Source organism: Huaxiibacter chinensis (assembly GCF_022171985.1).
GTDB classification, from domain to species: Bacteria; Pseudomonadota; Gammaproteobacteria; order Enterobacterales; family Enterobacteriaceae; genus Enterobacter; species Enterobacter chinensis_A.
Genome location: NZ_JAJVHF010000002.1, coordinates 557,149 through 581,242 on the forward strand (window position 1 = coordinate 557,149; position 24,094 = coordinate 581,242).

18 protein-coding genes are annotated in these 24,094 nt (G+C 56.2%); 14 read left to right on the forward strand and 4 right to left on the reverse strand.

All coding sequences use genetic code 11. The features are described 5' to 3' along the window. Positions 1 to 74 precede the first annotated feature (74 nt). The 9 genes from mrcB to fhuB all read left to right on the forward strand — a co-directional run bounded on the left by mrcB (position 75) and on the right by fhuB (position 13,948). Positions 75 to 2,597 (forward strand): bifunctional glycosyl transferase/transpeptidase, encoded by a 2,523-nt coding sequence (gene mrcB, locus LZP96_RS08425; RefSeq protein ID WP_064324879.1) that lies wholly within the window; start codon positions 75 to 77, stop codon positions 2,595 to 2,597. A 350-nt stretch (positions 2,598 to 2,947) separates the two neighbouring features. Further along, positions 2,948 to 3,520, forward strand: coding sequence for a fimbrial protein (locus LZP96_RS08430; protein WP_064324880.1), 573 nt, complete (start codon positions 2,948 to 2,950; stop codon positions 3,518 to 3,520). A 47-nt stretch (positions 3,521 to 3,567) separates the two neighbouring features. After that, complete coding sequence (locus tag LZP96_RS08435; protein WP_064324881.1) at positions 3,568 to 4,281, forward strand: fimbrial biogenesis chaperone; 714 nt, start codon at positions 3,568 to 3,570, stop codon at positions 4,279 to 4,281. A 16-nt stretch (positions 4,282 to 4,297) separates the two neighbouring features. Further along, positions 4,298 to 6,775 (forward strand): fimbria/pilus outer membrane usher protein, encoded by a 2,478-nt coding sequence (locus LZP96_RS08440; RefSeq protein WP_064324882.1) that lies wholly within the window; start codon positions 4,298 to 4,300, stop codon positions 6,773 to 6,775. A gap of 14 nt (positions 6,776 to 6,789) precedes the next feature. Next, a complete protein-coding gene (locus LZP96_RS08445; protein ID WP_082904910.1) occupies positions 6,790 to 7,791 on the forward strand; it encodes a fimbrial protein in 1,002 nt (333 codons plus the stop codon). Between the two features lie 192 nt (positions 7,792 to 7,983). Next, positions 7,984 to 10,233: a ferrichrome porin FhuA gene (gene fhuA / locus LZP96_RS08450; RefSeq protein ID WP_064324883.1), complete on the forward strand. Its 2,250-nt coding sequence runs from the start codon at positions 7,984 to 7,986 to the stop codon at positions 10,231 to 10,233. Between the two features lie 48 nt (positions 10,234 to 10,281). Then, positions 10,282 to 11,079: a Fe3+-hydroxamate ABC transporter ATP-binding protein FhuC gene (gene fhuC, locus LZP96_RS08455; RefSeq protein WP_064324884.1), complete on the forward strand. Its 798-nt coding sequence runs from the start codon at positions 10,282 to 10,284 to the stop codon at positions 11,077 to 11,079. Further along, on the forward strand, positions 11,079 to 11,969 hold the full coding sequence (gene fhuD, locus LZP96_RS08460) for a Fe(3+)-hydroxamate ABC transporter substrate-binding protein FhuD (RefSeq protein ID WP_064324885.1): 891 nt from the start codon (positions 11,079 to 11,081) through the stop codon (positions 11,967 to 11,969). Before fhuC ends, fhuD begins: the two co-directional genes overlap by 1 nt. Continuing rightward, a complete protein-coding gene (fhuB, locus tag LZP96_RS08465; RefSeq protein WP_064324886.1) occupies positions 11,966 to 13,948 on the forward strand; it encodes a Fe(3+)-hydroxamate ABC transporter permease FhuB in 1,983 nt (660 codons plus the stop codon). The genes fhuD and fhuB overlap by 4 nt, the downstream gene beginning before the upstream one ends. 173 nt (positions 13,949 to 14,121) lie before the next feature. Here the strand turns inward: fhuB and hemL are convergent, their stop codons facing one another. After that, positions 14,122 to 15,402, reverse strand: coding sequence for a glutamate-1-semialdehyde 2,1-aminomutase (hemL, locus tag LZP96_RS08470; protein ID WP_064324887.1), 1,281 nt, complete (start codon positions 15,400 to 15,402; stop codon positions 14,122 to 14,124). A 177-nt stretch (positions 15,403 to 15,579) separates the two neighbouring features. Here hemL and clcA point away from each other — a divergent pair, with 177 nt between their 5' ends. Both clcA and erpA read left to right on the forward strand, forming a co-directional pair. Further along, positions 15,580 to 16,956, forward strand: a complete 1,377-nt coding sequence (clcA, locus tag LZP96_RS08475) for a H(+)/Cl(-) exchange transporter ClcA (RefSeq protein ID WP_064324888.1) — start codon at positions 15,580 to 15,582, stop codon at positions 16,954 to 16,956. Positions 16,957 to 17,035: 79 nt separating this feature from the next. Then, a complete protein-coding gene (gene erpA, locus LZP96_RS08480) occupies positions 17,036 to 17,380 on the forward strand; it encodes an iron-sulfur cluster insertion protein ErpA (RefSeq protein WP_064324889.1) in 345 nt (114 codons plus the stop codon). A gap of 82 nt (positions 17,381 to 17,462) precedes the next feature. Here the strand turns inward: erpA and LZP96_RS08485 are convergent, their stop codons facing one another. Genes LZP96_RS08485 through mtnN form a run of 3 tightly spaced genes read right to left on the reverse strand, consistent with a single transcriptional unit; the run spans position 17,463 to position 19,599 of the window. Next, a complete protein-coding gene (locus LZP96_RS08485) occupies positions 17,463 to 18,089 on the reverse strand; it encodes a TRIC cation channel family protein (protein WP_064324890.1) in 627 nt (208 codons plus the stop codon). Positions 18,090 to 18,107: 18 nt separating this feature from the next. After that, positions 18,108 to 18,908, reverse strand: coding sequence for a vitamin B12 ABC transporter substrate-binding protein BtuF (gene btuF, locus LZP96_RS08490; protein WP_064324891.1), 801 nt, complete (start codon positions 18,906 to 18,908; stop codon positions 18,108 to 18,110). Then, positions 18,901 to 19,599: a 5'-methylthioadenosine/S-adenosylhomocysteine nucleosidase gene (gene mtnN / locus LZP96_RS08495; protein WP_064324892.1), complete on the reverse strand. Its 699-nt coding sequence runs from the start codon at positions 19,597 to 19,599 to the stop codon at positions 18,901 to 18,903. The genes btuF and mtnN overlap by 8 nt, the downstream gene beginning before the upstream one ends. Before the next feature lie 82 nt (positions 19,600 to 19,681). On the opposite strand from mtnN, the gene dgt reads away from it, so the two are divergent. The 3 genes from dgt to cdaR all read left to right on the forward strand — a co-directional run bounded on the left by dgt (position 19,682) and on the right by cdaR (position 24,074). After that, a complete protein-coding gene (dgt, locus tag LZP96_RS08500) occupies positions 19,682 to 21,196 on the forward strand; it encodes a dGTPase (RefSeq protein WP_064324893.1) in 1,515 nt (504 codons plus the stop codon). A gap of 130 nt (positions 21,197 to 21,326) precedes the next feature. Beyond that, a complete protein-coding gene (gene degP / locus LZP96_RS08505) occupies positions 21,327 to 22,763 on the forward strand; it encodes a serine endoprotease DegP (RefSeq protein WP_064324894.1) in 1,437 nt (478 codons plus the stop codon). A gap of 153 nt (positions 22,764 to 22,916) precedes the next feature. After that, complete coding sequence (gene cdaR / locus LZP96_RS08510) at positions 22,917 to 24,074, forward strand: DNA-binding transcriptional regulator CdaR (RefSeq protein ID WP_064324895.1); 1,158 nt, start codon at positions 22,917 to 22,919, stop codon at positions 24,072 to 24,074. Positions 24,075 to 24,094: the final 20 nt, after the last annotated feature.

Here is a 24,094-nt window from a genome sequence, read left to right on the forward strand (position 1 = left end):
AGATTTCTTCTTTCGCCACTGGGTGGAAGAAAAGAGAATCAGGCCCTTGCGCCTGAATGTTGCGGAGAGAAAGCATGGCGGGGAATGACCGCGAGCCAATAGGACGTAAGGGGAAACCTGCGCGTCCGGCCAAAGAAAAAGTGAGCCGTCGTCGCCTCAGAGATGAGGATTATGACGATGACTATGAAGATGATTATGAGGATGAAGAACCGATGCCGCGTAAAGGGAAAGGCAAAGGGCGTAAGCCTCGGGGCAAGCGCGGCTGGTTCTGGCTGCTGCTGAAGCTGTTCATTGTATTTGTTGTGCTGATGGCCATTTACGGCGTCTATCTGGATCAGAAAATCCGCAGCCGTATTGATGGTAAAGTCTGGCAGTTGCCTGCGGCGGTTTATGGTCGCATGGTCAACCTTGAGCCGGATATGTCCATCAGTAAAAACGAGATGGTGAAACTGCTCGAAGCCACTCAGTATCGTCAGGTGACGAAAATGACGCGCCCGGGCGAGTTTACCGTGCAGGCGAAAAGCATCGAGATGATTCGCCGTCCGTTTGATTTCCCTGACAGCAAAGAGGGGCAGGTGCGTGCGCGTCTGGTCTTTGATGGCGATCATCTGGAGACGATAGAGAACCTGGACAATAACCGCCAGTTCGGTTTCTTCCGTCTTGATCCTCGCCTGATTACCATGCTCTCCTCGGCGAATGGCGAACAGCGTCTGTTCGTGGCGCGTAACGGCTTCCCGGATCTGCTGGTGGATACGCTGCTGGCAACCGAAGACCGTCACTTCTACGAGCACGACGGGATTAGCCTGTATTCCATTGGCCGCGCGGTGCTGGCAAACTTGACCGCCGGTCGCACGGTACAGGGGGCGAGTACGCTGACCCAGCAGCTGGTGAAGAACCTGTTCCTCTCCAGCGAGCGCTCTTACTGGCGTAAAGCCAATGAAGCGTACATGGCGCTGTTGATGGATGCTCGCTACAGCAAAGATCGCATTCTTGAACTGTACATGAACGAGGTGTATCTCGGTCAAAGCGGCGATAACGAGATCCGCGGTTTCCCGCTGGCGAGCCTGTACTATTTTGGTCGCCCGGTGGAAGAGCTGAGCCTCGATCAGCAGGCGCTGTTAGTGGGTATGGTAAAAGGCGCTTCGATTTACAACCCGTGGCGTAACCCGAAACTGGCGCTCGAGCGTCGTAACCTGGTCCTGCGTCTGCTGCAACAACAGCAGGTTATCGATCAGGAGCTGTACGACATGTTAAGCGCGCGCCCGCTGGGCGTTCAGCCGCGTGGTGGCGTGATCTCGCCGCAGCCTGCCTTTATGCAGATGGTCCGTCAGGAGCTGCAAAGCAAGCTGGGCGACAAGGTGAAAGATCTCTCCGGCGTGAAGATCTTTACCACCTTTGATTCGGTGGCGCAGGACGCTGCTGAGAAAGCGGCCGTGGACGGTATACCTGTCCTTAAGAAACAACGTAAGTTGAGCGATCTGGAAACCGCAATGGTGGTGGTTGACAGAAATAGCGGCGAAGTGCGCGCGATGGTGGGCGGGGCTGAACCGCAGTACGCCGGCTATAACCGTGCGATGCAGGCGCGGCGTTCGATTGGTTCCCTGGCAAAACCCGCGACCTATCTAACCGCGCTCAGCCAGCCTAATCAGTATCGCCTGAATACCTGGATTGCCGATGCGCCAATCTCCCTGCGCCAGCCTAATGGCCAGGTCTGGTCTCCGCAGAACGACGATAAACAGTTCAGCGGACAGGTTATGCTGGTGGATGCGTTAACCCGCTCCATGAACGTGCCGACGGTAAACCTTGGGATGGCGCTGGGTCTGCCTGCGATTACCGATACCTGGCAGAAGCTCGGTGTGCCAAAAGATCAGCTGCACCCGGTGCCAGCGATGATCCTGGGGGCACTGAACCTGACGCCAATCGAAGTGGCGCAGGCCTTCCAGACGATCGCCAGCGGCGGTAACCGTGCACAGCTTTCTGCACTGCGTTCCGTGATTGCCGAAGACGGCAGCGTGCTCTACCAGAGCTATCCGCAGGCGGAGCGCGTCGTTCCGGCACAGGCGGCCTATATGACGCTCTGGACCATGCAGCAGGTTGTGCAGCGCGGCACCGGTCGACAGCTTGGCGCGAAATACCCGGGTCTGCATCTGGCCGGTAAAACAGGCACCACAAACAACAACGTTGATACCTGGTTTGCCGGTATCGACGGGCGTGAAGTGGTCATTACCTGGGTTGGACGCGATAACAACCAGCCGACCAAACTGTATGGCGCAAGCGGTGCGATGTCGATCTATCAGCGATATCTGGCGAACCAGTCGCCTGTACCGCTGAACCTGACGCCACCGGAAGACATTGTGGACATGGGCGTGGATGAAGCCGGTAACTTCGTTTGCGGCGGCGGGATGCGTTCCCTGCCGGTCTGGACGTCGAATCCTGACTCCCTCTGCCAGCAAAGTCAGCCAGAGCAGCCGACCGGTAATCCGTTCGATCAGTCTTCTCAGCCTCAGCAGCCGCAGCAACAGCAACAGCCGCAGAATGAGAAAAAAGACAGCGACGGTGTCGCGGGTTGGATCAAAGATATGTTTGGCGGTAACTAACACGCTGAACGTCAAAAACCGCTTCCTGGTGAAGCGGTTTTTTTATGCCTGCGTTTTTATCCATTTATTTGGTTATTTTTTTTAAAAGTATCATTAAGAATAAATAACAACTCCATTTACTGTCGATAAAACAGAATCTTGCCCTAAAAGCCAGCACCGCCGCCGCCGATGCCTTATAGACACTATGAAGAATAATCTGATTAAATTGAGATCTTAATGCGCAGCCGGAAAAGAATTTCCTGAGACTCTATTTTTTGAATGTCGATGCGCAGACTTTGAAACGTTATTAGCAATAACAGTTTATGACTGAGGAATGGACGCATTATTAGCCGTCAAAAAAGGATTTTACGATGAATAAATATCTACTCGCAGTGGTGTTAACCGGGACTGTTTTGACAACATTGAGCGCGCCCGTACTGGCATCCGGGGATACGGGTACCGTTAATTTTTCCGGCAGAATTCTGGCCGACACCTGTGAAATAAACGTGGACGACACCGGAACCACGACCACGACGGTGACGTTTCCGGATACCTATCCGTCTGACTATTCCGGCGATGGATCTGTCGGCGCGTCTAAGCCGTTTAAAATTGAAGTTAAAAAGTGCGATCCCTTAGTGGCTAAGCTCAATATCAAATTTACCGGGACCACCACCGATGCAGCGTTTAAGCGCCTGCAGAACGATCTCACGGGTGAAGGGAACGCGACAAACGTCGGCATTATCGTGAGCAATGAAAACGGCACCAAAGGGGATGTTCTGTTTAATGGTTCTCTCCCCAGCGCCGGAACCGACGTCACAAACGATACCACCGGCGCAACGGCTTCGGTATTCAATTACACCGCGAAAGTGATTCAGGTGGGGGCGAGCGCGCCAACCGCGGGCCATTATTCCTCCTCAGCGACGTTTGAGGTTATCTATCGCTAAACCTTTCAGGCAGCCATAAGGCGGCTTTATTTCTGGAACCACGAGTTATGAATGCGCTAATCAAGATGCTGTGCGGATGCTTAATAGTGAGCTGTTGTTCCGCACAGGCCAGTATCGTTTTAGGTGGGACACGTATTATTTATCCCGCAAATAAATCTGAAGTTCAGATTGCGCTTAAAAATAAAGACCCGCATACGCGTTATTTAGTGCAAAGCTGGGTCAGCTATCCAGACGATACTAAAGCGCCTTTTGTCATTACGCCTCCCGTTTATAAGCTGCAGGAAAAACGCCAGACACTGCTGCATATTATTTATACCGGCGATAAAAAAACCTTACCGGACGATCGTGAATCGCTATTCATTGCCAACGTGAAATCGGTCTCGGCCATTTCACCTGACATGAAAGAGAAGAACACGCTGCAATTTGCGATGAAGACGCGGCTTAAGCTTTTCTGGCGGCCCACGCAGCTTCATGAATCCGAAGCGCTGAAGGCCTGGGAAAAGATCGTTTTCCGTCGCGAAGGCTCGGTGCTGGTGGCTAAAAATCCCACCCCGTTTTACGTCTCTTTTGGAGACCTGGCGGTGGGAGGGAAAGCCGTGCCCGTGGTAGAAACATCGTCGACGCCTGGGGCGATCGCCATGATGGTGGCGCCTTTTAGCGAACAACGTTTCACCCTGCCTAAAGGGGCAAAGGGGTCAGTGACATGGACGGCAATCAGCGATTTCGGTTCGCAAACGCGTCAGCGTCATCAGACGTTATAAATTCTTCTGCAGCGGCATGTCCACTCCCTCGCGTTACTCGTCGGCCCTCACCGGGCTTGCGCTGGCATGGCTCACTCTGCTCCAGCCGGCGTGTGCGGAGGATGAGTTTAATTTGCGTATTCTCGAGCTGGACACGCCGCTGGAAAATACCGCGACCTTAAAAAAATTTGTCAGCGATAACGGCCTGCTACCCGGCAGCTATCTTACGACGATCGTCTGGGGTAAAGATGTTCTCGATAAGCGTACGATCGCCTTTGTGCTCTCCGATGACAGGCAGCAGCTGTTGCCTGTGCTGACAAAAGCCGACCTGCGTCATCTGGGGGTCAAGGTTGATAGCGTGGCGCAGATGAAGGCGCTGGCGGAGACGGCGAGCATTAAGGATATTGCGCAGTATATCGATCGGGCTCGCTATGATTTCCAGCCCGATAATCAGACGCTTACCCTTGTTATCCCGCAGATTTACCGCGATCAACGTATCACGGACAATATCGAATCCACCCTGTGGGACGATGGCGTGCCGGCCGCCTGGGCCAGCTATCAACTGAGCGGATCACGACAGCATACCCCGTCGGGGGAAACCACTTCGCAGTGGTTGGGGCTGGACTCGGGCATCAACTTAGGCCCGTGGCGTCTGCGCAATAACGGTACCTGGAGCGATACCTCCGGCTGGGAGTCCATGGGAACAAGCCTGCAACGTGACGTAAAAGCGCTGAAAAGCCAGCTTGAGCTCGGGCAAACCGCGACTGACGGCGAGCTTTTTGACAGCGTGCAGATGACGGGCATTAAGCTCGGGACAGATAGCACCATGCTGCCTGTTAGCCAGCAGGGGTTCGCGCCTGTCATCCGCGGGATGGCAAACAGCGATGCAAAGGTCACGATCACGCAAAACAGCTACACCCTTTATCAGACCTATGTTCCCCCCGGCCCCTTTGAAATCCGTGACCTGAGCCAGGTCACGGCGGGGGCTGACCTGGAAGTGACCGTTGAAGAGGCCGACGGATCGGAGCACAGCTTTATTCAGGCCAGCGCATCGGTGCCCGTCCTGCAGCGAGAAGGCGCTTATAAATACAGCATGGCGGCAGGAACCTTTCGCGGCAACGAAGGCGAAGAGGAGCCAGCCTTTGCCATGGGTACGCTGATTTATGGGCTGCCGCAGGGGGTAACGGTCTATGGCGGGGCGCTGGGTGCCTCGATGTATCACGCCATCCTGGCGGGTACGGGCGCCGATCTGGGGCGTTTTGGATCCGCGTCTGTCGATGCGACAGCTGCCCGAACCGCCTTTGATGACGGGCGTGAGGATGCCACCGGGCTGTCGTGGCGTGCGCAATATTCCAAAGATGTTCCCGACACCAATACCACCCTGACGCTGGCGAGTTACCGTTATTCTACCGCCGGGTTTTATACCTTTCAGGAAGCTATCGATCAGCGGGATAGCCATATAGACGACGGGATCTACACCTACAGACGGGTTAATAATCGCCGCACCCGCCTGCAGGTGAATCTCTCTCAGCGTCTGAGTCAGTGGGGGTCTCTGTACCTGAATACCTATCAGCAAGATTATTGGGACATGACGGGACACGAACGCAGCGTGAATGCAGGGTTCAGCTCCAGCTGGGGCCAGATCACCTGGTCGCTCAACCTAAACCTGACGCGAACTCCGCAGGCGGATACCGAGCGGCAACTGGCGTTCTCGGTCAACATTCCTCTCTCCCGGTGGTTGCCGGACGCCTGGGCAAACTACAGCGTCAACACCGCCAGCGGGGGGAACACCTCGCAGCAGGTGGGGATCGGCGGCACGGCCCTGACAAACAATAACCTGAGCTACAACCTGCAACAGAGCTACACCCATCAAGATTCCGCCTACGGGGCCAGCCTGTCCGGGCGATATCGCAGTTCCGTGGGGGAGGTGGGGCTGGGATATAACTACAGCGGGGATAACCGTCAATGGAACTACAACGCGCAGGGATCGGTTGTGGCGCATAAGCATGGCGTCACTCCCGGTCAGCCCATACGCGATGCCTTTGCGATCGTCCATATTCCCGAAGGAGAAAACGTTCATATCCAGAACGGCCGTGGGATCGACACCGACAGGTGGGGTAACGCCATTGTCCCGACCTTAACCGCATATCGGCATAACCTGATTACCGTGAACACCCAGGACAGGGACGATATTGATATCGAAGCCGCTACGCTGGATGTTGTGCCCAGCAAAGGTGCGGCGGTCTCAGCCGTGTTTGATGCGCGGGTAGGGCGGCGTGCGCTCATAACGCTTAAATACCGTGGCAAGGCCGTGCCGTTTGGTGCGGTGGTTGCCCTCGATAACGCTACGGCGATAGTGGGCGATGCGGGGGAAGTCTTTCTCTCGGGCCTGCGGGGCACCACGACGTTCAGCGCGCAATGGGGCGATGACGCCGACCGGCGCTGTGCGGGGACGCTGGACATACCCGACGGTGAGGCCTCAACGATCTTCAACGCAACGGTAGAGTGCCATTAATAGCGGGTTATCCAATGAACATACTCAGTTTTTACCGACAAGCCTTACCCCTTCTCCTCCTTTTGCTGCTGGGAACAGTGGCCCCCGCCGCGTTGGCAAACTGCACCTTTTCGGGCGGCGAGGGGGGGAAAGTGACCTTCCAGTTGCCCAGCGTCTTTGTACTGGAGCCAGACACGCCGGTGGGCACGGTTATCTATGATCGTGTCGAGGAGAGCCCTGAAGTGGAGGTAGACTGCGGCGGTAACGACGTGCAGATCTACCGAGGCTATCTCACCTTAACGGAGGCTGATGCGCGTGACGATATACTGCCGGGCGTGTACAAAACTAATATTCCCGGTATTGGCATCAGGGCCGCCGCCTCGACTGAGCAAATGCCCACGTTTACCGAAGAGGACCTGGTTCGACCATGGAAATATGTGGGTATGTATCATGGCTATTTTAGCAATATGGCCCATTTCCGCGCCGCTGCGCAGCTGATCGTCATTGGCAGAGTGGAAGAAGGGATGCTGGATACCTCACGTTTCACCTCCATGGAGGCGCTGGATACCCACATCGTGGGGGAGATGCGTTTTTCCCCCACCAGCGTGCGCATCACCTCTAATACCTGCAATCTGGTCGACAGGAACCTGTATGTGCCTTTGAAAACGGTCAATGCCCAGGATTTTACCGGCCAGTATTCAGCGATCCTCACCGACGATAGCTTCAGGATTGCTGTCAGCGATTGCGCAGCCGGCACAACCGTCGATTATCAGTTCAAAAGCAGTGGTTCAACCGGCGTGACTAACGGCACTATTCTCGGGATTGCGGGCGGAGATACCGCCGCGAGCGGGGTAGGGATTCAGATCCTTGATGCCAGCGACCGGGTCCTGACCTTTGATCAACCCTATACGGCATTCACCACGACGGCGGACAAACAGCTGATAGAGATCCCGCTGAAGGCGCGCTATATCAAAACGGGTGAATTAAAAGCTGGCAAGGTCGATGCGGTGGCGACTTTCGATGTGTTTTATCGTTAACCCGCAAGCGTAATAGTGATCAAATATCTAACCTTATTAACCCTCTCTTTTCATCTGGTTATTTCTTAAACCCTCAATTCTCGTAGGGCCGCATATTGCTTGCTATGCCGCCAGCGTTTCGCATATTATTCTGCGGTCATAATAATAATTCTCGTTTACGTTATCATTCACTCTTTCATCAGAGATAGACCAATGGCGCTTTCCAAAACTGCTCAGCCAATGCCAACAACGCTGCGTAAAATCGCAGTGGTTGTCGCCACAGCGGTTGCCGGCATGTCCGCTTATGCACACGCAGCCGACACCCCTAAAAAAGAAGAAACCATCACCGTTACCGCTGCACCTGCTGCACAGGAAAGTGCCTGGGGCCCGGCTGCGACAATTGCAGCAAGGCAATCTGCGACCGGGACCAAAACGGATACCCCTATTCAAAAGGTTCCGCAGTCCATTTCCGTCGTGACTGCTGAAGAGATGGCGCTGCACCAGCCGCGCTCGGTGAAAGAGGCCCTGAGTTATACCCCGGGCGTCGCGGTGGGAACGCGTGGAGCGTCAAACACCTATGACTATCTGATCATTCGTGGTTTTGCCGCCGATGGCCAGACCCAGAACAACTACCTCGACGGTATGAAGATGCAGGGCAACTTCTATAACGACGCGGTGATCGACCCTTACATGCTGGAACGCGCTGAAATCATGCGTGGTCCGGTTTCCGTTCTGTACGGAAAAAGCAGTCCTGGCGGCTTGCTGAACATGGTCAGTAAGCGTCCGACAACGGAGCCGCTGAAAGAAGTTCAGTTTAAGATGGGCACCGATAGCCTGTTCCAGACCGGCTTTGACTTCAGCGATGCGATCGATGATGACGGCGTCTACTCTTACCGTCTGACCGGGGTGGCGCGTTCCAACAATGCGCAGCAGGAGAATAAAGGTGAGCAGCGTTATGCTATCGCGCCATCGTTCTCCTGGCGTCCGGATGAGAAGACGACCTTCACCTTCCTCTCTTATTTCCAGAACGAGCCAGAAACTGGCTACTACGGCTGGCTGCCAAAAGAGGGGACGGTTGATCCGCTGCCAAATGGCAATCGTCTGCCGACCGATTTCAACGAAGGTGCGAAGAACAACACCTATTCCCGTAACCAGAAGATGGTGGGATATAGCTTCGACCACGAATTCAACGATACCTTTACCGTGCGTCAGAACCTGCGTTTCGCCGAGAATAAAACCTCGCAAAACCACGTCTACGGTTACGGTGTCTGTACCGATCCTGCCAATGCCGGAAACAAGCAATGCGCGGCGTTAGCGCCAGCGGACAAAGGTCATTATCTGGCACGTAAATACGTTGTCGATAACGAAAAACTGCAAAACTTCACCGTGGATACCCAGCTGCAAAGTAAGTTTGCCACCGGTTCAGTGGATCATACCCTGCTGACCGGCGTTGACTTTATGCGCATGCGTAATGACATCAACTCCTGGTTTGGTTACGACGACTCGGTGCCGCTGCTGGATCTCTATAATCCGGTGGACAGCGATTTTGATTTCGGTTCAAAAGATCCGAACACCTCCGGTCCGTACCAGATCCTGAATCGCCAGAAACAAACCGGCCTGTATATTCAGGACCAGGCGCAGTGGGATAAAGTGCTGGTGACCCTCGGTGGGCGTTATGACTGGGCTGACCAGGACTCCTTTAACCGCGTCACCAATACCACGTCCAAACGCGATGACAAACAGTTTACCTGGCGTGGCGGCGTAAACTATCTGTTCGACAATGGCGTCACCCCTTACTTCAGCTACAGCGAATCGTTCGAACCGGCTTCCCTCACCGACGCGAAGGGTGAACTCTTTTCCCCGTCAAAAGGCAAGCAGTACGAAGCGGGCGTGAAATACGTGCCGAACGATCGTCCGATTGTCATTACCGGTGCGCTCTACCAGCTGACCAAAACAAACAACCTGATGGCCGATCCTGCGGGATCATTCTTCTCGGTTGAGGGGGGCGAAATTCGTGCCCGTGGCGTTGAGCTTGAAGCGAAAGCTGCGTTGTCTGCCAGCGTTAACGTGGTCGGTTCATACACCTACACCGATGCGGAATACACCACAGACACCAACTACAAAGGCAACACCCCGGCGCAGGTGCCAAAACATATGGCGTCCGTGTGGGGCGATTACACCCTCTTTGATGGTCCGCTGTCAGGCCTGACCCTGGGGACCGGCGTCCGTTACACGGGCTCCAGCAAAGGCGACCCGGCGAATACCTTCACCGTCGGCAGCTACACCCTGGTCGATGCACTGGTTCGCTACGATCTGGCACGCGTGGGCCTGGCGGGTTCCAACGTCGCGCTGCACGTTAACAACCTGTTCGATCGTGAATATGTTGCCAGCTGCTTCAATACCTACGGGTGCTTCTGGGGTGCTGAACGTCAGGTTGTCGCGACTGCGACCTTCCGCTTCTAATCTCTCTTTGGGCACGGTTTTCCGTGCCCTTTTTATTAAGTTGGCCTTATGCAGGATAACAAAACGCAGTCTGAAACCACTTTCACGCTTGATAACACCTCCTTTCGTGTCCCCGGACGCACGCTGCTGCATCCGCTCTCTTTGACGTTTCCTGTTGGTAAAGTGACCGGTCTGATTGGCCATAATGGCTCGGGTAAATCCACCTTACTGAAAATGTTGGGACGTCATCAGCCGCCCTCAGACGGTGACATCCTGCTGGCCGGGCAGCCGCTGGAGAGCTGGAACAGTAAAGCCTTTGCGCGCAAGGTGGCTTATCTGCCACAGCAATTGCCGCAGGCAGAAGGGATGACGGTGCGTGAATTAGTGGCGATTGGGCGTTATCCCTGGCATGGCGCCCTCGGGCGTTTTGGCGTGGCCGACAGAGAGAAAGTGGAAGAGGCGATTGCGCTGGTGGGCCTGAAGCCCCTGGCGCACCGTCTGGTAGACAGCCTGTCCGGCGGCGAACGGCAACGGGCGTGGATTGCGATGCTGGTCGCGCAGGACAGTGAATGTCTGCTGCTCGATGAGCCAACCTCCGCGCTGGATATTGCCCACCAGGTGGATGTTCTGGCCTTAATCCACCGCTTGAGCCAGCAACGCGGTCTGACGGTCATTGCCGTGCTGCATGATATCAACATGGCGGCCCGCTACTGCGATTACCTGGTTGCCCTGCGGGGCGGCGAGATGATTGCTCAGGGCACGCCGGCCGAACTGATGCGCGGCGAAACGCTGGAGCATATTTACGGTATTCCTATGGGTATCCTGCCGCATCCGGCGGGGGCTGCACCGGTGAGCTTTGTCTATTAATGCATGATTCCATTTCGCTAAGCCGTCGTCGCCTGTTAATGGCGATGGCGCTGTCCCCACTTCTGGCAAAAATGAATACCGCTCAGGCGGCGGCGATCGATCCGCATCGCATTGTGGCCCTCGAATGGCTGCCCGTTGAGTTTCTGCTGGCGCTTGGCGTCACCCCTTACGGCGTGGCGGATATCCCGAATTATAATCTCTGGGTGCGGGAGCCGCGTCTGCCTGAATCGGTGATTGATATCGGGCTGCGCACCGAGCCAAACCTCGAATTACTGACCCAGATGAAACCGTCCTTTTTGGTCTGGTCTGCGGGCTACGGTCCTTCGTCGGATATCATGTCGAAAATTGCGCCGGGCCGCGGGTTTACCTTTAGCGACGGTAAAAAGCCCCTGACGATGGCGCGAAACTCGCTTAACGAGATGGCGCAGCTTCTGAACAAGGAGCAGGCGGCCAAAACGCATCTCGATCGCTTTGATGCGTTAATCGACTCCCTCAAACCGCGTTTTGCCTCCCGTGGAGGGCGGCCACTGCTGATGGTGACGCTGCTGGATGCCCGGCACGTGCTGGTCTTCGGCAAGAACTGTCTGTTCCAGGAGGTGCTCGATCGTTTCGGGATCGCCAATGCCTGGGAGGGGGAGATGACCTTCTGGGGCAGTACGGCTATCGGTATCGACAGGCTTGCGCCGTTTAAAGATGTGGATGTGCTCTGTTTTGACCATGGTAACGATCGCGAAATGCGCGCCCTGATGGCGACCCCGCTCTGGCAGGCAATGCCCTTTGTGCGGGAGCAGCGATTCCAGCGCGTGCCCGCCGTATGGTTCTATGGGGCAACGCTGTCGGCGATGCACTTCGCCCGCGTGCTGGACGATGCGCTGGGAGGCAAAGCATGAGATCCCGTATCGCGCTTTTCCCGGCCCTGTTGTTAGCGATCGCGTTCATCGCCGCGCTGCTTCTGACCGTCTCGAATTTGTCGATAGCGCTCCCCCGCACGCAGTGGGGCGCAGCGCTGACGTCACCTGATATCAATAATATTCAGCAGATGCTGTTTCATTACAGCCTTCTGCCTCGCCTGGCGATATCGCTGCTGGTGGGAGCCGGGCTGGGTCTGGTTGGCGTACTTTTCCAGCAAGTGTTACGAAATCCCCTTGCCGAACCGACCACGCTGGGCGTGGCGACGGGGGCGCAGCTGGGGATCACCATTACCACCCTGTGGGCGCTGCCCGGTGCGTTAACCAGCCAGTTTGCGGCCCTTGCCGGGGCCTGCATCGTGGGGGCGCTGGTGTTTGGCGTCGCCTGGGGAAAACGTCTCTCGCCGGTGACGCTTATCCTGGCAGGCCTGGTGGTGAGCCTCTACTGCGGGGCGATCAACCAGCTGCTGGTGCTGTTCCACCACGACCAGCTGCAAAGTATGTTTTTATGGAGTACGGGCACGCTGACGCAAACCGACTGGAGCATTGTGCAGCGGCTGTGGCCGCAGCTGATGGGCGGCGTGTTACTGACGCTGCTGTTGCTGCGTCCTCTAACCTTAATGGGGCTGGACGATGGCGTGGCGCGCAATCTTGGTCTGGCGCTTTCCCTGGCCCGTCTGGCATCGCTGACCCTGGCGATTGTGCTCAGTGCGCTGTTGGTTAACGCCGTCGGGATCATTGGCTTTATCGGCCTTTTTGCGCCGCTGCTCGCGAAGATGCTGGGCGCGCGTCGTCTGCTGGCGCGTCTGATGCTGTCGCCGTTAATCGGGGCGCTTATCCTTTGGCTTTCCGACCAGATTATTTTGTGGCTTGCCCGCGTGTGGATGGAGGTTTCGACAGGGTCCGTGACCGCGCTGATTGGCGCGCCTCTGCTGCTGTGGTTGCTGCCGCGTCTGCGTAGCATGAGCGCCCCGGCGATGGATGCAGGAGATAAGGTCTATGCCGAGCGTCAACATCTTTTGGGCTATGCGCTGGTGGGCGTCGGGGTATTGATCGCTGTCTCGCTGGTGGCGCTCTCGCTGGGACGCGATGCCCAGGGGTGGCACTGGGCCACGGGCTCCCTGCTGGATGAGCTGCTGCAATGGCGCTGGCCGCGTATCTTCTCGGCGCTGATCGCCGGTGTCATGCTGGCGGTCGCGGGATGTATTATTCAGCGCCTCACGGGAAACCCGATGGCCAGCCCGGAAGTGTTGGGGATAAGCTCAGGCGCCGCATTTGGCGTGGTGCTGATGCTCTTCTTTGTGCCGGGAGATGCGTTTGGCTGGTTGATGCCTGCGGGAAGCGCGGGCGCTGCGGCCACCCTGCTGATTATCATGATTGCGGCCGGACGCGGGGGCTTTTCCCCTCAGCGTATGCTGCTGGCGGGGATGGCGCTCAGCACAGCATTCACTATGTTGCTGATGATGTTACAGGCCAGCGGCGATCCGCGCATGGCGCAGATCCTGACGTGGATTTCGGGCTCAACCTATAAAGCGACGGGGGAGCAGGTGATCCATACCGGGATCGCGATGGTCTTGCTGCTGGCGATTGTGCCGCTCTGCCGACGCTGGATGACCATACTGCCGCTCGGTGGCGAAACCGCCCGCGCGGTGGGGGTGGCTCTGACGCCGTCCCGCATCGGGTTACTGCTGCTGGCTGCCTGTCTTACCGCCACGGCGACAATGACCATTGGCCCGCTGAGTTTTGTCGGCTTAATGGCCCCCCATATTGCCCGTATGATGGGTTTTCGTCGCACGATGCCGCACATCGTGATGTCGGCGCTGACGGGGGGCGTGATACTGGTGTTGGCAGACTGGCTGGGGCGAATGGTGCTCTTCCCGTACCAGATACCCGCCGGGCTGCTGTCGACCTTTATCGGGGCGCCGTACTTTATATATTTGCTGAGAAAGCAGAGTCGGTAGGAGGGGTGCGGCTTGATGCCCTCACCCTAACCCTCTCCCACGGGGAGAGGGAACTGGCTGCTGCGGTTTGATGCCCTTACCCACGGGGAGAGGGTACTAGCCGGTACGGTTTGATGTTTTTCTCCCTCTCCCCGTGGGAGAGGGCCGGGGTGAGGGCATCAGACCGCACCGACTTACAGCTTCGCAAATACCCTGCGCGCCGCATCAACCGTCTTATTAATATCATCCTCGCTATGCGCCACGGACATAAAGCCCGCTTCAAACGCCGACGGCGCAAGGTAGATCCCTTCTTCCAGCATCAGATGGAAGAAATGCTTAAAGCGTTCCACGTCGCACTTCACCACATCCTGATAACAGGTCACCGTCTTCGCGTCGGTGAAGAAAATCCCGAACATACCGCCGACGTGGTTTACCACCAGTGGAATGCCGTTCTCTTGCGCGGCTGTCAGTAAACCGTCTGCCAGCTGAGTAGTCAGGTCGGTCAGCGTCTCATGGATGCCCGGTTGCGCCACTTCATTCAGACAGGCAAAGCCCGCTGCCATAGCGATAGGGTTACCGGACAGCGTCCCCGCCTGGTAAACCGGCCCGGTTGGCGCCAGTGCATCCATCACGTCTTTACGACCGCCGAACGCGCCCACCGGCATACCGCCGCCGATGATTTTGCCCAGGCAGGTCAGATCGGGCACCACGTCGTAGTAAGACTGGGCACCCGCCAGCGCGACGCGGAAGCCGGTCATCACTTCGTCGATAATCAACAGCGCGCCAAACTCGTCGCACAACGCGCGCAGGCCCGGCAGGAAATCAGGCTGAGGCAGAATGCAGTTCATGTTGCCTGCGACCGGCTCAACGATGATGCAGGCAATTTCCTGCGGATACTGCTCGAACGCGGCACGCACGGTGTCGAGATCGTTATAGGTACAGGTCAGGGTATGTTTGGCGAAATCGGCCGGCACGCCCGGTGAGTTGGGTTGGCCCAGCGTGAGCGCGCCAGAGCCCGCTTTCACCAGCAGGCAATCCGCATGGCCGTGATAACAGCCTTCGAATTTGATGATTTTATCGCGTCCGGTGAAACCACGCGCCAGACGGATAGCGCTCATGGTCGCTTCCGTCCCGGAGTTCACCATACGCACCATGTCCATGGTCGGCACCAGTTCGGTGACCAGCTCCGCCATTTTAACTTCCATCTCGGTAGGCGCACCGAAACTCAAACCACGGTGCGCGGCTTCGATCACGGCATTGCGGATCGCAGGATGGTTATGGCCCAGCACCATCGGTCCCCAGGAGCCGACATAATCGATATAGGCTTTGCCATCGACATCGTACAGATACGCGCCGTCCGCACGTTCAATAAACAGCGGCGTTCCGCCAACGCCGGTAAAGGCGCGAACAGGCGAGTTAACACCCCCTGGGATCAGCTCGCGTGCAGCGCTGTAGAGGTTTTCAGACTTACTCATAACGTCGTTCCTGGTTCGTAGAAAAGGGTTAAGCCAGCTATTCTAAGGGATTCCCCGTAGGTTATAAAATTTTTGCCAGAATGAAACATGACTATTGTTAAGCATTTTTCAGGCGACGCGCAGAATCTGGCGTTTTAAAATGCTCGCGCTATTTGTATGACTAAATAAGAAAAGGCGATGAAAGCAGAGAATTCTTCATTTCAGGAACAGCAGCTTGCCCGCGCCCGGCAGCGTATCAGCATTCGACAATTACTCAATCGGGATAAAACGCCGCTGGCGATCCTGCTTGCCGCTGCGGTGGTGGGCACGCTTGCGGGACTTGCGGGCGTCGCTTTCGAAAAGGCCGTCAACGCCATTCTGAACTGGCGTATTGGTACGGTGGCCTCGGTGGCCGATCGGGGATGGCTGGTGTGGGTGATGGCGTTTGGCCTGTCGGCGATATTCGCCATGGTGGGCTATTTTCTGGTGCGTAAATTTGCGCCAGAGGCGGGCGGTTCCGGCATCCCCGAAATCGAAGGGGCGCTGGAAGAGTTACGTCCTGTGCGCTGGTGGCGCGTGATCCCGGTGAAGTTTTTCGGGGGAATGGGCACGCTGGGGGCCGGAATGGTGCTGGGACGCGAAGGGCCAACGGTGCAGCTTGGCGGTAACGTGGGGCGCATGGTGTGCGATCTTCTGCGTATGCGCAGCGCGGAGGCTCGTCATACGCTGCTGGCGACCGGGGCGGCAGCGGGTTTATCGGCGGCGTTCAATGCGCCGCTGGCGGGGATCTTATTTATCATTGAAGAGATGCGCGCCCAGTTTCGCTACAACCTGATTTCGATTAAAGCGGTGTTTACCGGGGTGATCATGTCGAGCATTGTCTTCCGCCTGTGTAACGGCGAAGGGGCGGTGATCGAAGTCGGTAAGCTCACCAATGCGCCGGTGAATACGCTGTGGCTGTATTTGATCCTGGGGATGATTTTTGGCGTGGTTGGCCCGTTGTTTAATGCGCTGATACTGCGCATGCAGGATATGTTTCAGCGTATACACGGGGGGAACACCACCCGTTGGGTGCTGGTTGGCGGCGTGCTCGGCGGAATGTGCGGCGTACTGGGGTTCATTGAACCCAATGCCGCAGGCGGCGGATTTGCGCTGATCCCTATCGCGGCGGCGGGAAATTTCAGCATTGGCCTGCTGCTGTTTATGTTTATTTCGCGTGTGATCACCACCGTGCTGTGTTTCTCCTCCGGCGCGCCTGGCGGCATATTTGCCCCGATGCTGGCGCTGGGCACGCTGCTGGGTACCGCATTCGGTATGGCTGCCGCGGCGGGCTTTCCGGCCTATCATCTTGAGGCGGGAACCTTTGCGATCGCCGGAATGGGGGCGCTGCTGGCGGCTTCCCTGCGCGCGCCGTTAACGGGGATCGTGCTGGTTCTGGAAATGACGGACAATTACCAGCTCATTTTGCCAATGATCATTACCTGCCTCGGCGCGACACTATTAGCACAGTTCCTGGGTGGAAAACCGCTATACTCCACCATTCTTGCTCGTACCCTGGCGAAGCAGAATACTTGAATGAATCACCAGGGTATTAGATAATGAAAAAAAGAATTGGGTGATTTTTACCCAATAGCAGTATTCATGGGAGCAAAAAATGAGTGATGACGTCGCGCTGCCGTTGCAGTTTACCGAAGCAGCAGCCAACAAAGTGAAAGACCTGATTGCCGACGAAGACAATGCGGAGCTGAAACTGCGTGTCTATATTACTGGCGGCGGTTGCAGTGGCTTCCAGTATGGCTTTACCTTCGACGACAAGATCAACGACGGTGATATGACTATCGAGAAGCAGGGTGTGGCGCTGGTCGTTGACCCGATGAGCCTGCAATATCTGGTCGGCGGTGCGGTGGATTACACCGAAGGTCTGGAAGGTTCCCGTTTCGTGGTAACGAACCCGAACGCGAAAAGCACCTGCGGGTGTGGTTCATCCTTCAGCATCTGATACTGAAGCGGCCTGACGCCTTCATCCACACGGTGAGGGTGCAGAGACTCAAAACGGTAACCCCAGGGTTACCGTTTTGCTTTTATGCGCGGGGGTTGTCATCCAGCGCAAACGTCGGCAGCTTAAGATGCCAGCGTATCGCCGCCAGGCGAATCAGCAAGGTCACGACCATACCCACCATGGCGGCGGTTTCCAGCTCCACGCCGAAGGTATAAAACACCGTTGCGTGAACAATACCGCCAATGATACAGGCCGTGGCGTAGATTTCGGTTCGCAGGATCATCGGGACTTCACGTGCCAGGATATCGCGAATGATCCCGCCGCCCACGCCGGTTAAAACGCCCATGCAGATGGCCACCAGGGGACCCGTGCCCGCCAGAAACGCTTTGTTGACGCCAATCCCGACAAAGACAGCCAGACCCACCGCATCCAGCACCGGCAAGATCCATTTTGGTAAACGGCGTGGCTGGCGAACTAACGCGATCGTCAGCAGACAGGTGACCATCGCCACGACCAGATCGGTGGGATCTCTTACCCAGAATACGGGGCCATGATCGAGGGCCATGTCGCGGATCGTGCCGCCGCCCACCGCCGTCACTACGCCGAGTACCAGCACGCCAAACGGGTCCATGCGTAATTTGCCCGCCAGCAGCACGCCCGAGATAGCAAACACGGCGGTGCCAAGAATATCCAGCCAGTAAACGAGCATTGTGTCATCCCCGAATAATTAGTGACTCTCAGCGAGCGCAGAGCAGAGTTGTTTTGCGGCGAGGATAATACGCGGGCTTGCGCGTTCAAACCAGTCGTTGTGCAGGGCGATAACCGGAATTTTGAGCTGGGGATGCCAGAATTGTTCGATTTTAGGAATCTCGCCCGTCGCGCCGGCAAACACAATCGCGTGCGGATGGCGGGCCAGCACCTGTTCACGGCTTACCTGCGGCCACGGAACGCGGCTTGCGGCAAAGATATTTTCCCCACCGCACAGTTCCAGCACCTGATTCTGAATAGAGCTTTTCCCTGTAGTGAACAGGGGCTGGCTGCCAAACTGCAGGAAAACACGCTTTTTCGTCGGGGTGTCATATTTTGCCTTCAGGGCTGCGTACTCGTTACGTAGCGCCTGCGCCGCCTGCGCGGCTTTTTTTGGATCAGGGCTGTAGGGGGCGAGCGCGTTAAGCGCATCAGCAACCTGCTCGATGCTGAGCGCATCGATCCACATCACTTTTATGCCGAGCGAGGCAAGCTGGTTTACCTGTCGTTCGGCGTTACCGCCGCGCCAGGCGAGGACCAAATCGGGTTTGAGCGCAACGATGCGCTCCAGATTCATACCCTGCCAGGTGGAGACCTGCTCAATCCGTTTGGCTTCGGGCGGGTAGTCAGAATAGCTGCTGACCGCCACGGGCGTAATCCCGGCGGCGAAGGCCAGCTCTGTATTCGCAGGGGAGAGTGTAATGACACGCGGCGCGGCGAAAAGCCACGCCGGTGCAAGCAGAAACAGGGCGGCAAGCGCCCTTATGCTGTGTTTACCCACGCGCCAGTTTCTGCACCAGGGTTTCGACCATGATGGTGGACTGCTTAGCCGCAACGGCCAGGAACTCATCAAAGCTGAGGTGTGATTGCTGATCGGCAACGTCAGAGATCGCGCGAACCACCACAAAAGGCACGCTGAAGTTATGGCAAACGTGCGCAATGGCCGTCGCTTCCATCTCCACGGCCACCGCGTTCGGGAAGTTATGACGGATTTTTGCCAGGCCGACGGAGCCGTTAATGAAGGCGTCACCGCTGACAATCAGGCCGCGTACCGCATTCAGATTCAGTTCAGCAATGCAGCTTTCTGCAGCGGCAATCAGCTTGTCGTCAGCTTTAAAGCCTGCCGGGCAGCCCGGAAGCTGACCATACTCGTAGCCAAAGGCGGTGACGTCTGCATCGTGATAGCGTGCTTCGTCGGAGACGACGATATCGCCCACTTTCAGCGTCGACGCCAGACCGCCCGCTGAACCGGTGTTAACGATCACGTCGGGCTTGCAGCGCTCAAGCAGCAGCGTGGCGCCCAGCGCGGCAGCGACTTTACCGATGCCAGATTTCAGCAGAGCGACCTCAGTGCCGTTCAGCTGGCCGGTGTAGATCTCACAACCACCCAGAGAAAGGGTCTGACGGTTCTCAATTTTGTCACGCAGAAGCGTAACTTCTTCTTCCATTGCACCAATAATGCCGATTTTCATAGATTTACTCGCGATGTGCCTTGTTAAGATGCATAGTCTATCATGCGCTTAAGGGGAAACGCATTCTCACGCGGGGGAGCACATGGCACCAATCGATTTTCGCAAAAAAATTAACTGGCATCGTCGATTCCGTTCTCCGCAAGGAGAGAAGAGTGAGCATGAGATCCTGCGCATTTTTGAAAGCGACCGCGGGCGCATCATTAACTCTCCGGCGATCCGTCGGCTGCAGCAAAAAACGCAGGTTTTTCCGCTGGAGCGAAACGCCGCCGTGCGAACGCGTTTAACGCACTCCCTGGAAGTTCAGCAGGTCGGGCGCTATATCGCGAAAGAGATTTTAAGCCGTCTCAAAGAGCAGCGTCTGCTGGAAACCTACGGGCTGGATGAATTAACCGGGCCGTTTGAGAGCATTGTCGAGATGGCCTGCCTGATGCACGACATCGGCAATCCCCCTTTTGGCCATTTTGGTGAGGCGGCGATTAACGACTGGTTTAAACAGCGGCTGTTTCCCTCCGATGCGGCCAGTCAGCCATTGAGTGACGATCGCTGCGTGGTCAGAGATTTGCGGCTGCGGGAAGGGGAAGAGGCGCTTAATGACCTGCGGCGCAAGGTGCGTCAGGATCTCTGTCATTTCGAGGGCAATGCACAGGGCATCCGCCTGGTACACTCTCTGATGAGAATGAACCTCACGTGGGCGCAGGTCGGCTGCATTTTAAAATATACCCGTCCGGCATGGTGGGCAGGCGATCCGCCTGAATCACACAGCTATTTAATGAAAAAACCGGGCTATTATCTTTCAGAAGAACGTTATATCGAAAGGCTGCGTCAGGAACTGTCGTTGACGCCGCACGGACGTTTTCCGCTCACCTGGATAATGGAAGCAGCGGATGATATTTCCTATTGCGTGGCCGACCTGGAAGATGCCGTTGAAAAAAGAATATTCAGCGTAGAGGAGCTGTATCAGCATCTTTACGACGCCTGGGGCACCCATGAAAAAGGATCGCTGTTTTCGCAGGTCGTGGAAAATGCCTGGGATAAATCTCGGTCAAATACGTTAAGCCGCAGTACCGAAGATCAGTTCTTTATGTATTTGCGCGTCAATACGCTCAATAAACTGGTGCCTTATGCCGCGTCACGTTTTATTGAAAATCTGCCGATGGTGTTTAGCGGTGAGTTTAACCATGCGCTGCTGGAAGATGACAGTAGTTACAGCCAACTGCTTGAGTTATATAAGAACGTAGCTGTTCAACATGTCTTCAGCCATCCGGATGTTGAACAGCTGGAATTGCAGGGCTATCGCGTCATTTCCGGGTTGCTGGATATTTACCAGCCCCTGCTGCAATTATCCGTTGAAGAATTTACTGATATCGTTGAGCACGAGAGAGTGAGACGTTTGCCGATTGCCTCGCGGTTATTTCAAAAATTGTCAACCCGACATCGTCTTGCCTACATCGAAGCGGTAAGTAAAATTGATAAAAACGCCACCCAGTGGCCGGTTCTGGAATATTACTATCGCTGTCGGCTTATTCAGGACTATATCAGCGGAATGACAGACCTGTATGCCTGGGATGAATACCGCAAACTGATGGCCGTTGAATAATTCCTGAGTTTTGTAAAGACGGCCAATAAATTTTTACTTTTTCTATAAAGTTAAGCCTGGAACTAAGCGGTATAAAACGAATCTGAGTTACACAGCAATTTTGCGTCATCTGTAAATCGAGATTGAAAACATGAAAAAAACCACATTAGCAATGAGTGCACTGGCTCTGAGTTTAGGTTTGGCGCTGTCTCCTCTGGCTGCAAACGCAGCTGAGACCGCATCTTCGGCCACAACCGCGCAGCAGATGCCGAGCCTGGCCCCGATGCTCGAAAAAGTGATGCCATCGGTGGTGAGTATCAACGTTGAAGGCAGTACCGCGGTGAATACGCCGCGTATGCCGCGTAATTTCCAGCAGTTCTTCGGTGACAATTCACCGTTCTGCCAGGACGGTTCTCCGTTCCAGAGCTCACCATTCTGCCAGGGCGGCGGCCCGGGTGACGGTGGCCAGGGCGGCGGCCAGCAGCAAAAATTCATGGCGCTTGGCTCCGGCGTGATCATTGACGCGGCGAAAGGCTATGTCGTCACCAACAACCACGTGGTCGACAATGCGAGCACCATTAAAGTCCAGTTGAGCGACGGGCGTAAATTCGATGCCAAAGTGGTCGGCAAAGACCCGCGCTCTGACATTGCGCTGATCCAGATTCAGGATCCGAAAAACCTGACGGCGATTAAGCTGGCCGATTCCGATGCCCTGCGCGTGGGGGATTATACGGTCGCCATCGGTAACCCATTTGGTCTGGGCGAAACGGTCACCTCGGGGATCGTCTCTGCACTGGGTCGTAGCGGCCTGAATGCGGAGAACTACGAAAACTTTATCCAGACCGATGCGGCAATTAACCGGGGTAACTCCGGCGGTGCGCTGGTCAACCTGAACGGCGAACTGATTGGTATCAACACGGCGATCCTGGCGCCAGACGGCGGTAACATAGGTATCGGCTTTGCGATCCCAAGCAACATGGTGAAAAACCTGACGGGTCAGATGGTCGAGTTTGGCCAGGTGAAACGCGGTGAGCTGGGTATCATGGGAACCGAACTGAACTCCGAGCTGGCCAAAGCGATGAAGGTCGATGCCCAGCGCGGGGCGTTCGTCAGCCAGGTTATGCCGAACTCGTCTGCCGCTAAAGCGGGTATTAAAGCGGGTGATGTAATTACCACACTGAACGGTAAACCGATCAGCAGCTTCGCCGCCCTGCGTGCTGAAGTCGGCTCTATGCCTGTGGGCAGCAAAGTGTCGCTTGGCCTGCTGCGTGACGGCAAACCGGTGAACGTCAGCCTTGAACTGCAGCAGAGCAGCCAGACCCAGGTTGACTCCAGCACCATCTTCACCGGCATCGAAGGTGCAGACTTGAGCAACAAAGGGGCCGATAAAGGTGTGGTGGTGAGCGAAGTGAAAGCAAACTCTCCGGCAGCCCGAATCGGTCTGAAAAAAGGCGATGTGATTATCGGAGCGAACCAGCAGCCGGTGAAAAACATTGCTGAGCTGCGTAAAATTCTCGACAGTAAACCGGCCGTGCTTGCGCTGAATATCCAGCGTGGTGATACGTCGCTTTATCTCCTGATGCAGTAATCTCCTTCGCCCCTGCTTTCTGCGAGCAGGGGCGTTTTCCTTTTCTGTGACCCTTCCCACAAGTCCATACTTCTTCCCCCGTCTTTGTGCAGATGCACAATGCAGCCCCGATCGAACTCCCCTATATTTTAGCTCTGCTTAGAGGAGGGTTGCATGGCTGGCTGGCATCTTGATACCAACATGGCACAGGATATCGTGGCGCGAACCATGCGCATTATCGATACCAATATCAACGTCATGGACGCCCGTGGGCGCATAATTGGCAGTGGCGATCGGGAACGCATTGGGGAATTGCACGAAGGGGCGTTGCTGGTGCTCTCTCAGGGGCGCGTGGTGGATATCGATGATGCGGTGGCGAAACACCTTCACGGCGTGCGTCAGGGGATCAATTTACCGTTGCGGCTGGAGGGGGAGATAGTCGGCGTAATCGGCCTGACTGGTGAGCCCGAGTCCCTGCGTAAATATGGTGAGCTGGTCTGCATGACGGCCGAAATGATGCTTGAGCAGTCGCGTCTGATGCATTTGCTGGCACAGGACAGTCGCCTGCGTGAAGAGCTGGTGATGAACCTGATCCAGGCCGAGGAGCATACGCCCGCCTTAACGGAATGGGCGCAACGTCTGGGCATCGATCTTAATCAGCCGCGCGTGGTGGCAATGATCGAGGTGGACAGCGGGCAGCTCGGGGTGGACAGCGCGATGGCGGAATTACAGCAGTTGCAAAATGCGCTGGCGACGCCAGAGCGCAATAACCTGGTGGCGATAGTGTCGTTAACCGAAATGGTGGTGCTGAAACCCGCGTTAAACCCGTTTGGTCGCTGGGATGCTGAAGATCACCGTCGTCGTGTCGAACAGCTCATTGCCCGCATGAAAGAGAACGGTCAGCTGCGCTTTCGCGTCGCACTGGGCAATTACTTCACCGGCCCTGGCAGCATTGCCCGCTCGTGGCGTACGGCGCGCACCACGATGATGGTGGGTAAGCAGCGCATGCCGGAAAGTCGGGCCTATTTTTATCAGGATTTGATGCTTCCCGTGCTGCTCGACAGCCTGCGCGGAGGCTGGCAGGCTAACGAGCTGGCGCGTCCGCTGGTGCGGCTGAAGGCGATGGACAACAATGGCCTGTTGCGAAGAACGTTGCAGGCATGGTTTCGCCATAACGTGCAGCCGCTGGCGACATCCAAAGCGCTCTTTATTCATCGCAACACGCTGGAGTATCGGCTTAACCGCATCTCAGAACTGACCGGGCTGGATCTGGGTAATTTCGACGACCGATTACTGCTGTATGTGGCGCTTCAGTTAGATGAGCAGAGATAAGCGGCACGACGCCCTGCCAT

Excerpts from the sequence above, each read along its gene's own strand:
- LZP96_RS08430 (WP_064324880.1), top strand. The coding sequence starts at position 2,948 with ATGAATAAATATCTACTCGCAGTGGTGTTAACCGGGACTGTTTTGACA.
- clcA (WP_064324888.1), top strand. The coding sequence starts at position 15,580 with ATGAAAGCAGAGAATTCTTCATTTCAGGAACAGCAGCTTGCCCGCGCC.
- fhuA (WP_064324883.1), top strand. The coding sequence starts at position 7,984 with ATGGCGCTTTCCAAAACTGCTCAGCCAATGCCAACAACGCTGCGTAAA.
- fhuC (WP_064324884.1), top strand. The coding sequence starts at position 10,282 with ATGCAGGATAACAAAACGCAGTCTGAAACCACTTTCACGCTTGATAAC.
- LZP96_RS08440 (WP_064324882.1), top strand. The coding sequence starts at position 4,298 with ATGTCCACTCCCTCGCGTTACTCGTCGGCCCTCACCGGGCTTGCGCTG.
- mrcB (WP_064324879.1), top strand. The coding sequence starts at position 75 with ATGGCGGGGAATGACCGCGAGCCAATAGGACGTAAGGGGAAACCTGCG.
- hemL (WP_064324887.1), bottom strand. The coding sequence starts at position 15,402 with ATGAGTAAGTCTGAAAACCTCTACAGCGCTGCACGCGAGCTGATCCCA.
- dgt (WP_064324893.1), top strand. The coding sequence starts at position 19,682 with ATGGCACCAATCGATTTTCGCAAAAAAATTAACTGGCATCGTCGATTC.
- LZP96_RS08435 (WP_064324881.1), top strand. The coding sequence starts at position 3,568 with ATGAATGCGCTAATCAAGATGCTGTGCGGATGCTTAATAGTGAGCTGT.
- mtnN (WP_064324892.1), bottom strand. The coding sequence starts at position 19,599 with ATGAAAATCGGCATTATTGGTGCAATGGAAGAAGAAGTTACGCTTCTG.
- LZP96_RS08485 (WP_064324890.1), bottom strand. The coding sequence starts at position 18,089 with ATGCTCGTTTACTGGCTGGATATTCTTGGCACCGCCGTGTTTGCTATC.
- degP (WP_064324894.1), top strand. The coding sequence starts at position 21,327 with ATGAAAAAAACCACATTAGCAATGAGTGCACTGGCTCTGAGTTTAGGT.
- erpA (WP_064324889.1), top strand. The coding sequence starts at position 17,036 with ATGAGTGATGACGTCGCGCTGCCGTTGCAGTTTACCGAAGCAGCAGCC.
- fhuB (WP_064324886.1), top strand. The coding sequence starts at position 11,966 with ATGAGATCCCGTATCGCGCTTTTCCCGGCCCTGTTGTTAGCGATCGCG.
- LZP96_RS08445 (WP_082904910.1), top strand. The coding sequence starts at position 6,790 with ATGAACATACTCAGTTTTTACCGACAAGCCTTACCCCTTCTCCTCCTT.
- cdaR (WP_064324895.1), top strand. The coding sequence starts at position 22,917 with ATGGCTGGCTGGCATCTTGATACCAACATGGCACAGGATATCGTGGCG.
- fhuD (WP_064324885.1), top strand. The coding sequence starts at position 11,079 with ATGCATGATTCCATTTCGCTAAGCCGTCGTCGCCTGTTAATGGCGATG.